The sequence below is a fragment of the Pseudomonas sp. SWRI99 genome (assembly GCF_014270125.1).
In the GTDB taxonomy this organism is placed as follows: domain Bacteria; phylum Pseudomonadota; class Gammaproteobacteria; order Pseudomonadales; family Pseudomonadaceae; genus Aquipseudomonas; species Aquipseudomonas hamedanensis.
The window spans coordinates 33,731-45,866 of the sequence record NZ_JABWQR010000014.1 but is presented as its reverse complement, the minus strand read 5'-3'; the positions used below and the strand labels follow the sequence as shown (position 1 = coordinate 45,866).

Below are 12,136 nucleotides of genomic sequence, written 5' to 3'. Positions count from 1 at the left end.
AAAGTGTGGGTGATGATACCAAGGGCAGGCGCGCTGATCGGCTTTTTAAATGGCTGGGCTACGATTCGCAAATCGCCGGACGCTCAGTGTTTGCGGGCGTTCTGGACGAAGAGCCGCTGTTCGCTGAGTTGAGTTTTTTGTTTCAGGCTGTTGTTGGCCATCGCCTGCTCGCGATAGCGGTGCAATGGATAGCCAAATGACTCAGTGCTATCGTTATGCAATAAAGGTATTTAATTTATATTTTTTATATCGATAAAGTCAGGCCTTTCAGCTCACTCCCTTAGCTGCGAGGTTGTCATGGCCCCATCGTTCAAACGTTCCGCGCTGGCTTTATTGACCGCGACCCTGACGGCGGGCGCGCTGTTCAGCAGCGCTGCCCAGGCTGAAGGCAAAATCAGCATTGCCCAGCAGTTCGGCATTGGCTACCTGATTCTTGACGTGGTACGCGATCAGCAACTGATCGAGAAACACGGCAAGGCGCAGGGCCTGGATATAAAGGTCGACTGGAACAGCATTTCCGGTGCGACGGCGATGAACGAAGCACTGTTGACTGGCGCTCTGGACGTGGTTTCTGCCGGCGTACCGCCAATGCTCACCGTCTGGGATCGCACCCGAGGCAAGCAGAACGTCAAGGCCATCGCCGCGTTGGGCTCGATGCCCAACTACCTGCTGACCAACAACCCGAACATCAAGACCCTCAAGGACTTCAGTGACAAGGACCGCATCGCCGTGCCGGCTGCCGGCGTAGGTTTTCAGTCGCGCACCTTGCAGATCGAAACCGCCAAACAGTTTGGTGATGACCAGTTCAAGAAATTCGACAATATCTCGGTCAGCCTGCCGCACCCGGACGCAACCGCCGCGCTGATTGCCGGCGGCTCGGAAGTCAATTCGCACTTTTCCAGCCCGCCGTTCCAGTACCAGGCCCTGCAAAATCCCAACGTGCACAAAGTGCTGAGTTCCTACGACGTTCTTGGCGGTCCGGGGACATTCAATGTGTTGTACACGACGGAAAGATTCCACGACGAAAACCCGAAAACCTACAAGGCGTTCTACGACGCGCTCGCCGAGGCCGAGCAAATCATCAAGGCCGACAAACCCGCCGCCGCGCAGGCGTACATTCGCGTAGAGCAATCGAAGTTGCCGCTGACCCTGGTCGAACAAATCGTCCAGGACCCGGAGATCGACTTCACCGTGGTGCCGCAGCGCACCTTTATCTATGCGCAGAAATTGCAGGAATTGGGTGTGCTGAAAAACAAGGCGGCGAGTTGGAAGGATTACTTTTTTGAAGAGGCGCATGGTGGTGAGGGGAGTTGAGGGTTCCGTCAGCTCCCACAAGTTTTGCCGAATCCGGAAAACGGCGTCCCCCGGAACTACTGTAGGAGTGAGCCTGCTCGCGATAGCGTCAGATCATTCAGCACTTTGATGACTGACACACCGCTTTCGCGAGCAGGCTCACTCCTACAAAGGGATCTGTGGCAAGCGTGAAATAGAGCATCATCCAGAACCACTGTGGGAGCGAGCTTGCTCGCGAAAGCGTCAGATCATTCAGTACTTGATGACTGACACTCCGCTTTCGCGAGCAGGCTCACTCCCGCGGGTTTAGCGCTATTCCACGGCAGGTCAATTCTGCCCATTCACCGACCTGATCAGGTTATTGACGCTGTCTTTTAATGCCACGACCAGCGCCAAATTTACCTGAACGCAACAAAAAACGGGGCGGTCCGATCATCGATCGAGCCGCCCCGCTTTTTTTCGGGCGAACAGTATTTCAGTCAGCGATCAATGCATTTTGCTGTGATCGTGGCCGCCCATGTTGGTCAGCGCACGAACCGGCGCTTTCACTTCGATGGCTTCTTTCTCGCCCTTGGCGTTTTCCACGGTCAGGGTCAGCGGCACGCTGTCGCCTTCTTTCAACTGGCCGGTCAGGCCCATCAGCATGACGTGGTAGCCGTTCGGGTCGAAGCTCACGGCTTTGCCGGCAGGCAGGTCAACCGACTTCACCGGGCCCATGCTCATGACGTCGTTTTTCATGCTCATTTCGTGGATCTGCACGTCTTTGGCCGCTGGCGAGGCGACGCTGAGCAACTTGCTGTCGCTGTCGGCGGTGAGGGCCATGAACGCGCCACTGGCAGACTGCGTCGGCACGGTGGCCCGCACCCAAGCGTCGTCGACCCGGGTCTGCGCCGACACCTGGAATGCCAGGCCGAGCAGGGACAGTGCACACACGGTGCGTTTGAGATGATTCAGAACAGGACGCATCAGCAGACCTCCATAACAGTGAGCAAATCTTCCGTGCATTCTTCTGCCGAAAGCGATGTAGACAGACCCAGGCGCAATTCGCCACGCGAGTCGTAGACGTAGCTGGTGGCCGTGTGGGAAATGGTGTAAGTGTCGCCAGCCGGGACTTTCTCGTAGAACACGTCGAATTCCTTGGCCGTGGCCTTGGTTTCCTCAACCGTGCCGTACAGCGCGACGAAGCTGGGATCAAAGGCTTTGACGTAGGCGTCGAGGATTTGCGGCGTGTCGCGCTCCGGGTCCAGGGTGATGAAAATCACCTGCAGGCGATCGCCATCGCGGCCCATCAGTTTCTTGATCTTCGCCGCGCGGGCGAGGGTGGTAGGGCAGACTGCCGGGCATTGGGTGAAGCCGAAGAAAATCATCGGCATCATTCCGCGAAAGCTCGACAGCGACATGGTTTCGCCCTCGGTGTTCTTCAGCTTGAAGGTGCGTCCGAGGATCTTGTCGCTCAGATCCTTGCCGTACTTGTACGACAGTTGGCCACGGGTGTCGCAGCCGGCGAGCAGGCCAAGCCCGAGTACGCCCATTCCCGCAAGCACCTTGCGGCGAGTCAACAAAGCCGTCATTTGATACCGCCTTTTGCAGCCCGTCAGTCGACAGGACTGGCGGGGGGTTAACCGTAAAAGCGGCGCATGATAGCAAACTGAGCGCGACCGCCGGCCGCGGATCGCCGGTCCGCACAGGATCGGGCGACAAAAGGTGTAAGAAGAAATGACCGGCGTTTACCGAGCGAGGCGTTCATCAGTCGGCCAGCCACCTCCCAGCGCGGCGTATAGATTGACCTCGGCCACCAGCTGCGCCAGGCGGTCGGTGATCAACCCTTGTTGCGACGCAAACAGCGAGCGCTGCGCGTCGAGAAACGTCAGGCTGCTGTCGACTCCGTTGCGATAGCGGTGCTGCGCCAGGTTGTAGTAATCCTGGGTGGCCTGCACCAAATCGCGCTGGGCCTGCAATTGCTGCCCGTAGGTGCTGCGCGCCGCCAGTCCGTCGGCGACCTCCTGAAACGCCGTCTGAATCGATTTTTCGTATTCGGCGACGGCCACGTCTTTTTGCAGCCTGGCGTAATCCAGACTGGCGCGCAGGCTGCCGGCGTTGAAAAGCGGCAGGCTGATTTGCGGCTGGAAAGTCCACGCGCCGGAGCCCGCGCTGAACAAACCGGAGAGATCACGGCTGGCCGTGCCGCCATTGGCAGTCAGGCTCACGCTGGGGAAAAAGGCTGCACGTGCCGCGCCGATATTGGCGTTGGCGGCTTTAAGTCGGTATTCGGCCTGGAGAATATCCGGACGCCGTTGCAGCAGGTCCGACGGCAGCCCGGCCGGCAGCGGCGAAACCAGCTCGCCAGCCAACGGCAGCGCCGGCAGTTGCGCCGGCACCGGCGCACCCACCAGCAGCGTCAGGCTGTTGAGGTCCTGCGCGACCAGACGCTGATAGCGCGCCAGATTGACCCGCGAGCTGTCGACGCTGGTCCGCGCCTGTGCCTGTTCCAGCGCCGAAGATTTGCCGGCTTCGCGGTTGCGTGTGGTCAGGTGCAGGCTCTGCTCATCGGCGGCGAGGGTGTCACGGCTGAGTTCGAGCAGTTGCTGATCGGCGCGCCAAGTCAGGTAGGCATTGGCAACATTGCTTACCAGGCTCAGTTCGCCACTGCGCCGGGCCTGCTCGGTGGCGAGCCATGTCTGCAGGGCTTGCTCGCTGAGGCTGCGCACCCGACCGAAGAAATCCAGTTCATAGGCGCTGATACCCAGATTGACCGCATAGGCCGAGGTGATCTGCGCCTGGCCACCGGTGACGCTGGAGGGCAGACGCTGGCGCAGTTCGTTGGCATTGGCCGAGACCGCCGGCAATAGGTCAGCGCGTTGAATGCGGTATTGCGCCTGGAACGCCTGAACATTCAGCGCGGCCATGCGCAGGTCGCGGTTGTTGACCAAAGCGCTTTCGATCAGTTGCTTGAGTGCGGGATCGTTGAACAAGGTTCGCCAGTCTTCGCCGGTTGTAGCCGGCCGCGTTGCCATGGGGTACTGCGCGGCACTGGGCGATGGCGGTCGCTGGTATTCCGGGATCAACGAGCAACCCGTCATCAGCAGGATCATGCAGAACAGGGGAAGCCGTAAGGCGCGTTTGCGCCTCAGACGCTGGAAAGACTGAGATGAGTTCAAGCCCCGGCCATCCATTTCGCCAAGCCATGCCGCCCACTGACGCCCAGCTTGGCGGCGGCACGCTTGAGATAGGTTTCGATGGAGCTGTTCTTGACCCGCAACTTTTCCGCCATCTGCGGCACGGTGCCGCCGGTCAGCAGGCCCAGGCAGACTTCCTTCTCGCGGGCCGAGAGGACGATGTTACTCAAAGCCAGGCGTTCATCGAAGACTTGCGCCAGCGGTGCCTGATCCCGCTCGGCCAGCGGCGGGCGTGGCTGGCGGGCAAGGTTCTGCCGGGTCATCTGCGCATGGCGCTCGATCAGCGGCAGCAGGGTGTCGGACAAGCTTTTCAGAAACGCCAGCTCCGGCAGGGAGAACACCCGCTGCGTATGCGGGCGATAAACCGAGATGACGCAGCGGCGATTGGAGGTGCGCGACACCAGATTGCATTGATGCACGCAGTGCTGCGGATGACGTGGCAAAAGTGAAGCTTTCAATTGGATCAGCAGTGAATCGTTCATCTCGATCATCTTCTGCAACAGCGGATGATCGTCGGGCCGCTCCAGCGTGGCATGGCTGGCGCCGGCCTGCGGCAGGCCTGCGCTGCCCAGCGGCTTGATCTCCACTACGCTCGCCTGGCGCTCATCCAGCGTCCACTCGCTGAGATCGAGGCGGTTGACCGGCACCAAAGTGTCGACCAACTGGAACATGTTGCTGGCGAAGTGATCGTCGCCGGTGCTGGCTATCAGCTCTCCAAGTTGCCAATAAAAATGCGGGTTTTCCATGTTGCGAATACTGCCGGTCAGATTCATATCCTTCTCATCCCTGGTTCAGAGCCATTACTGCTTCGTCTGCCGTTTCTGCCAAAAGCCACCGCGTGATCACTTCTCCTTGAACTGATCTGGAGCGGATTTAAGCCTATGCATTCGTCCTGCGTCTGTAGGGGAAAACAGGGACACAAAGTGCCACTATTTTGGAATGTTGGCGCTGGGATCCTGACGGTTCTCACTGGCGCTCAAACGAACTCTGTGACTGTCCGGTCACGGCGGGCGCCCGGTAGATCGGTCCGGAAGGATTTTCCAGCGGTCAGGGCTGGGCGAAAGGCAGCATCGGCGCATGGTGTTTTTCCTACAGATTTTTCAGCAATGCTCCGGCAGAAAACGCCAGGCCGCTGGCTGTGTAAGGGCTGTCCAGAGCCATGCGGGGTCGGTTGCGCTTGTCCGGGTTTCAGGTGTCATGCGCTCATCAGGGCCGATGCTTGAATACGCGGCAAATCACATGAGATGGATCTTATGCAGTCAACTTCTGCTTACGCGGCGGACGATCTGTCCGTGCCTTGCGAAACTTTTCCGCTGACCGCCGCCCAACGGGACATCTGGCTGGACCAGTTGAGCCGTGGCGACTCGCCGCTGTACAACATTGGCGGTTACGTCGAACTGTGCGGCCCGCTGGACAAGACCGTGATGCACGCGGCGCTCGAGTGCCTGGTTGCCAGCCACGACGCGTTGCGCACCGTGCTGCTGCCGGGGGCTGATAGGCAAGGCATGCCCCGCCAGCGATTCGCCCCGACAATGCCGGTGGCGATGCCGCTGTTTGATTTTTCCGTGCACGCCGAAGCGCGAACAGCCGCGCAAGCGCTGGTGCAACAGCAGATGGCGCAGGCTTATCCGCTGGAAGGCCAGCCGCTGTTCCGCTTCTGTCTGATTCGTCTGGACAGCCACCGCCATTGGCTGGCGACTCAGACCCATCATTTGATTCTGGACGGCTGGGGTTTCGGGCAAATGCTCAAGTCCCTGGGCGACATCTACAGCGCGCTGAGTCAGGGGCAATCACCGCTGATTTCGCCGCCATCCTACGTCGAATTCATTCACGACGATGCGCGTTATCAGGCCTCGGAGCGCTACGCCCGTGATCGCGCCTACTGGCTCGACAAGTACCGTTCGCAGCCGGAGCCGCTGTTGTTACCGCGTCATCGTGAGCGTTCCAGCCAAGGGGCGCGACCGTCACAGGCTTATGTGCAAGCGTTGCCTGCATTGCTGCACCAGCGCATGCGACAGTCGGCGCGACAGTTTGGCACTTCGGCGTTCCACGTGTTGCTGGCGGCGTTGCATGTGTATTTCAGCCGCACCGCGCAGCGTGACGAATGGGTGGTGGGCTTGCCGCTGCTCAATCGCTCGGGTGCGCGCTTTAAAACCACCCTCGGCTTGTTCGCTCAAGTCAGCGCCGTGCGCTTGTGCTTCGCTCGCGAGTTGCCGTTTGCAGACCTTGTGCGGTCCATCGCGGCTGAGCTGAAACAGGATCTGCGCCATCAGCGCTTTTCCCTGAGTGAGATGAATCGTGCGCTGGGTCTGCTGCGCGAGGACCGCGCCCAACTGTTCGAAGTCTCGGTGTCCTACGAGCAGGACGACCACGATTACCGCTATGGCGCGGCCTCGGCACACACCGTCAAAGTCTCCAATGGTCATGAAGCGACACCGCTGGCGGTTCACCTTCGCAGCAATCGCTTCAACGATCAGGCCTGGCTGCATCTTGTTTACGATCAAGCTTATTTTGACGCCGCCGAAGTCGAAGCGCTGGGTGCCCGCTTGCTGCTGATTCTCGAGCAGGGGCTGGAGCAGCCCGCGCTGACGACGGCGGAGTTCTGCCTGAGCACCGCGGATGAATCGAGTCAGTTACAGCAGTGGAACGCCACGCAGGCGGACTTCCCGCAAGACCAGACGATTGCCCAGCGCTTTACCGCGCAAGCAGCGCAGCGGCCCGACGCCATTGCTGCCCTTTATCAAGGGCAGCAACTGACCTATGGCCAACTCAACAGCCAAGCCAATTTTCTCGCCCGGCATCTGATTGCGCTCGGAGTTCAGCCCGATGATCGCGTTGCCGTCGTCGCCCGGCGTGGCCTCGATACCCTGACCGGACTGCTCGCGGTACTCAAGGCTGGCGCGGCTTATGTGCCGGTCGACCCGGCTCACCCGAGCGAGCGCTTGAGCTATCTCCTCACAGACTGCGCACCGCTGGCTGTGCTGACGCAAAGCGATTTGCGCGCCCGCTTGCCGTTGCTGCAAGTACCGGTGATTGAGCTGGATCGTCGCGACTGGCCGACCGACACCGACGCCGACCCTGTGGTGGCGGGATTGACCGTGGCGAACCTCGCCTATGTGATTTACACGTCCGGTTCCACGGGCGTGCCCAAAGGCGTGATGGTCGAACACCGCGCGTTGGGCAATCTGCTCGACTGGCATTGTCAGGCCTTCAACGTCGGCCCTGGCCAGCACACCTCAAGCCTGGCCGGATTCGGCTTTGACGCGATGGCCTGGGAGGTCTGGCCGGCCCTGTGCGCGGGCGCGACCCTGCACCTGGCCCCGGCTCAGGACGGCGGCGAAGACATCGACGCACTGCTGGCGTGGTGGCGGGCGCAACCGCTGGACGTGAGTTTTCTGCCGACACCCATCGCCGAATATGCGTTCAGCCGCCAGCTCGACCATCCGACCCTGCGCACGCTGTTGATCGGCGGCGATCGCCTGCGCCAGTTCAACCGCGCGCAATCGTTCGAGGTGATCAACAATTACGGTCCGACCGAGGCCAGCGTGGTCGCGACCTCCGGCAAATTAGAGGCCGGCCGTACGCTGCATATCGGCAGACCGGTGAACAACGCAACGGTGTATGTCCTCGACGAACAGCAGCGACCGCTGCCAATCGGTATCGCCGGTGAGCTGTACATCGGCGGCGCCGGTATCGCGCGAGGTTACCTGAACCGCGCAGACCTCAGCGCCGAACGCTTCCTGCGCGACCCGTTCAGCGAAGTGCCCGAGGCGCGTCTGTATCGCACTGGTGATCGGGTACGCTGGCAGCACGACGGCACGCTGGAATATCTGGGGCGCAGTGATGACCAGGTAAAAATCCGTGGCGTGCGTGTCGAGCCGGGCGAAGTCGAGGCTGTACTGAGCAGCCACGACGCCGTCCGGGAGGCGGTGGTGCTGGCGCGCGATGGGCAGTTGTTGGCGTGGTTCAGCGAACGCCGGCCCGTGGACATCGTCGAGTTGCATGCTTATCTGCAAGCACGCCTGGCCAGTGCCATGTTGCCGCAGGCCTACGTGCGGCTCACGACGCTGCCGCTGACCGCCAACGGCAAACTCGACCGCAAGGCCTTGCCGGCGCCGGGCCCGGACGCCTTGATTCGCCGTGACTATGCGCCGCCGCAGGGCGACGTCGAAACGGCGTTGGCACAGATATGGGCCGAGGTGTTGCAGGTAACGCGGATCGGCCGCCACGACCATTTCTTTGAACTCGGCGGGCACTCGCTGCTGGCGGTCAATTTGATCGAGCGTATGCGCCAGCTCGGCATGAGTTGTGACGTGCGGGTGTTGTTCGGCCAGCCGACCCTGGCCGCACTGGCGGCGGCCGTTGGCAGCGGGCGTGAAGTCGACGTGCCGGCCAATCGCATTCCGGACGGTTGCACCGCTATCAGCCCCGACATGCTGTCGCTGGTCGAGCTGGATCAGGCCACCCTCGCCCGCGTGGTTGCCAGCGTGCCCGGTGGTGCCGCCAACGTGCAGGATATCTATCCGCTGGCACCGTTGCAGGACGGCATTCTGTACCACCACATCACCGCCACGCAGGGCGATCCGTACTTGCTGCAATCGCACCTCGCCTTCGACAGTCTGGAGCGTGTCGAAGCCTTTGCCGATGCATTGCGTCAGGCCATGGCCCGACACGATATCCTGCGCACTGCCGTGGTCTGGGAGGGGCTGGTCACGCCGGTGCAGGTGGTTCTGCGCCAAGTCGAACTGCCGGTACAGGAGGTCAGGATTGACCCCGCCCAGGGTGACGTTCTCGATCAATTGCATCGACGGTTTGACGCGCGCCGCTATCGCCTCGACGTCAGCCAGGCACCGCTGCTGCGCTTGCTGTTTGCCCGCGATCCGGGCAAGGGGCGGATGGTCGGTGTGTTGTTGTTCCATCACTTGGCGATGGATCACATTGCGCTTGAAGTGCTGCGTGCCGAACTGTCCGCCAGCCTTGCCGGGCAGCGCGAGCCGTTGCCGCCAGCTGTGCCGTACCGCAACTATGTGGCGCAAGCGCGGCTGGGCGTCAGCGAGACGGAGCATGAAGGCTTTTTTCGCGAGATGCTCGGCGATATCGATGAGCCGACGCTACCGTTCGGTCTGCACGACGTACAAGGCGATGGCCGCGGTATCGAGGAGTCGCAGCAACCACTGGCCGCCGAACTCGACGGACGTCTGCGCCAGCAGGCGCGCCGGCTCGGCGTCAGCGTAGCGAGCCTGATTCACCTGGCCTGGGCGCGGGTGCTGGCGGCCACGTCGGGGCGTGAGCGAGTGGTGTTTGGCACGGTGTTAATGGGGCGCATGCAGGGCGGCGAGGGCGCCGACCGCGCACTGGGCGTGTTCATCAACTCCTTGCCCTTGCGGGTCGATGTCGCTGCGACTGCGCTAACCGCCGTGCAGGCCACCCACCAGCGCCTGACCGGATTGCTCGGGCACGAACACGCCTCGCTGGCGCTGGCCCAGCGCTGTAGTGGCGTGGCGGCGCCGACTCCGCTGTTCAGCACGCTGCTCAACTATCGGCACAGCGACCGTCAGAACGGCAATGCCGAAGGGCCGGACTGGCACGGCATCGAAACCCTGGCCAACGAAGAACGCACCAATTACCCGCTGACCTTGAGCGTCGACGATTTCGGTGATGGCTTGCAACTGACTGCCAGGGCGCTGACCCGCATCGGCGCGCAACGGATTGGCGGGTACATGCAGATGGCCGTGAGCGGGCTGGTTGACGCCCTGGAACAGGACTCGGATCTGCCGGTGAACCGACTACCGATTCTGCCGCCGACAGAACGAGAGCAGTTGCTGACCCACTTCAACGCAACCGAAGTCGAATGTCCGCTCGAGCAGCCGCTCCACGTGTTGTTCGAACGGCAGGTGCAACGTCAGCCGGATGCGATTGCGTTGCAGGCCGGCGACGCGCAACTGACCTGGCGACAACTCAATGAACAGGCGAACCGCCTGGCCCATCACCTGCGCGAACAAGGCGTGCAACCGGATGACCGGGTGGCGATCTGTGTCGAGCGCAGTCTTGAGCTGGTAATCGGCTTGCTGGCGATTCTCAAGGCCGGTGGCGCCTATGTTCCGCTGGACCCGGACTATCCGCTGGCGCGTCTGCAATTCATGTTGCGCGACAGCGCTCCGGTGGCGGTGCTGCTGCACGCGGCGACTCGCAATTTGATAGGTGACACGGATGCTACCGTGGTCGACTTCAACCGCAGCACCTGGGACGACGCGCCGAGCGGCAACCTGCAAGTGCCGGGCCTGAATGCGTCGAACCTGGCTTACATGATCTACACGTCAGGCTCCACGGGGACACCCAAGGGCGTAATGATTGAACACCGCAGTGTTTGCAACCTCATGCACTGGGGCTCGCAGATTCGACCGCCGACCGCAGACGGCGCGCTGTTGCAAAAGGCGCCGTTCAGCTTCGACAGCTCGGTGTGGGAGATTTTCTGGCCATTGAGCGCTGGCTTGCGGCTGGTGCTGGCGCGTCCTGATGGCAACCGCGATTCGGCTTACGTCACGCAAGTGATCCGCGAACAGCGCATCAGCGTGGTCAAGTTCGTTCCGGCGTTGTTGCAGCAATTCCTCGAGCAGGACGATGTCAGTGCCTGCACCAGCCTCACCGACGTGTTCTGTGGTGGTGGCGACCTGACCGTCGCGTTGGCCCGGGCCGTGCGCGAACGCTTACCGTGGGTGCGCCTGCACAACGTTTACGGCCCGACCGAAACCACGGTCGACAGCAGTGCCTGGACGTTGGAGCCTCATGAGCCGGTGCCCGAACGCGTCGTACCGATCGGCAAGGCACTGGGCAATACGCGGCTGTATATCCTTGACGGCAACGATCAGCCAGTGCCGTTGGGTGTCAGCGGCGAGCTGCACATCGGCGGCGCAGGCGTCGCGCGTGGCTATCACCGATTGCCGCAGATACAGGCTGAACGCTTCATTGACAGCCCGTTCGTGGCCGGTGATCGCTTGTATCGCAGCGGTGATCGGGTGCGCTACCAGGCGGACGGCAATCTCGAATTTCTCGGTCGCAGCGATTTTCAGTTGAAGCTGCGCGGCCTGCGCCTGGAACCGGGGGAAATCGAAGCCCGGCTGATTGAACATGGCGCCGTGCGCGAAGCGCTGGTGCTGGTGCGCGACGAGCGCCTGGTGGCGTACTTCACCGTGCGCGACGGTCACGCTGCGCCGCGCATCGAAGACCTGCGTGAGCAGGTCTTGCAGCAATTGCCGGAGTACATGGTTCCGGCCGCATTCGTGCGGCTTGCAGCGATGCCACTGACGCCCAACGACAAGATCGACCGCAAGGCGTTGCCGGCGCCCGGCGCCGAGCACTTGCTCAGCCGCGCTTACGTGCCGCCCGAGGGCGACATCGAACAGGCCGTGGCGCGGGTCTGGGCCGAGACGCTGGGCATTGACCAGGTCGGGCGCAACGACAACTTCTTCGAGTTGGGCGGGCATTCGTTGCTCGCCGTGAGTCTGGTGGCGCGCATGCGTCAGGCCGGGCTGCATGTCGATGCGCACACGCTGTTCAGTCAGCCGACGCTGGCGGCACTGGCGGCGCAGACCTCGCGGCAAACGCATACGGTCAACATCGCGCCGACCACGATTCCGCAGCTCAACCGCAAGCGTCGGCTCTGATCC

At 61.9% G+C, this 12,136-nt stretch carries 7 protein-coding genes; 3 read left to right on the top strand and 4 right to left on the bottom strand.

Translation table 11 applies throughout. From position 1 onward, the window contains the following. Positions 1–5 precede the first annotated feature (5 nt). Both HU743_RS13350 and HU743_RS13345 read left to right on the top strand, forming a co-directional pair. Entirely contained in the window at positions 6–200 is a 195-nt protein-coding gene (locus HU743_RS13350) for a hypothetical protein (RefSeq protein WP_186547997.1), read from the top strand. 97 nt (positions 201–297) lie between these two features. After that, positions 298–1,314 carry an ABC transporter substrate-binding protein gene (locus tag HU743_RS13345; RefSeq protein ID WP_186649075.1) on the top strand — a complete coding sequence of 339 codons (1,017 nt, stop codon included), beginning with the start codon at positions 298–300 and terminating at the stop codon, positions 1,312–1,314. Between the two features lie 465 nt (positions 1,315–1,779). Here the strand turns inward: HU743_RS13345 and HU743_RS13340 are convergent, their stop codons facing one another. The 4 genes from HU743_RS13340 to HU743_RS13325 form a co-directional block, all read right to left on the bottom strand. Next, positions 1,780–2,259: a copper chaperone PCu(A)C gene (locus tag HU743_RS13340; RefSeq protein ID WP_186649073.1), complete on the bottom strand. Its 480-nt coding sequence runs from the start codon at positions 2,257–2,259 to the stop codon at positions 1,780–1,782. Further along, positions 2,259–2,864 carry an SCO family protein gene (locus HU743_RS13335; RefSeq protein ID WP_186547990.1) on the bottom strand — a complete coding sequence of 202 codons (606 nt, stop codon included), beginning with the start codon at positions 2,862–2,864 and terminating at the stop codon, positions 2,259–2,261. Before HU743_RS13335 ends, HU743_RS13340 begins: the two co-directional genes overlap by 1 nt. Positions 2,865–3,020: 156 nt before the next feature. Continuing rightward, complete coding sequence (locus tag HU743_RS13330; RefSeq protein ID WP_273508497.1) at positions 3,021–4,373, bottom strand: efflux transporter outer membrane subunit; 1,353 nt, start codon at positions 4,371–4,373, stop codon at positions 3,021–3,023. A 74-nt stretch (positions 4,374–4,447) separates the two neighbouring features. Beyond that, complete coding sequence (locus HU743_RS13325) at positions 4,448–5,242, bottom strand: helix-turn-helix transcriptional regulator (protein ID WP_186547985.1); 795 nt, start codon at positions 5,240–5,242, stop codon at positions 4,448–4,450. A 480-nt stretch (positions 5,243–5,722) separates the two neighbouring features. Here HU743_RS13325 and HU743_RS13320 point away from each other — a divergent pair, with 480 nt between their 5' ends. Beyond that, entirely contained in the window at positions 5,723–12,133 is a 6,411-nt protein-coding gene (locus HU743_RS13320) for a non-ribosomal peptide synthetase (protein ID WP_186649071.1), read from the top strand. The last annotated feature ends 3 nt before the right edge of the window (positions 12,134–12,136 follow it).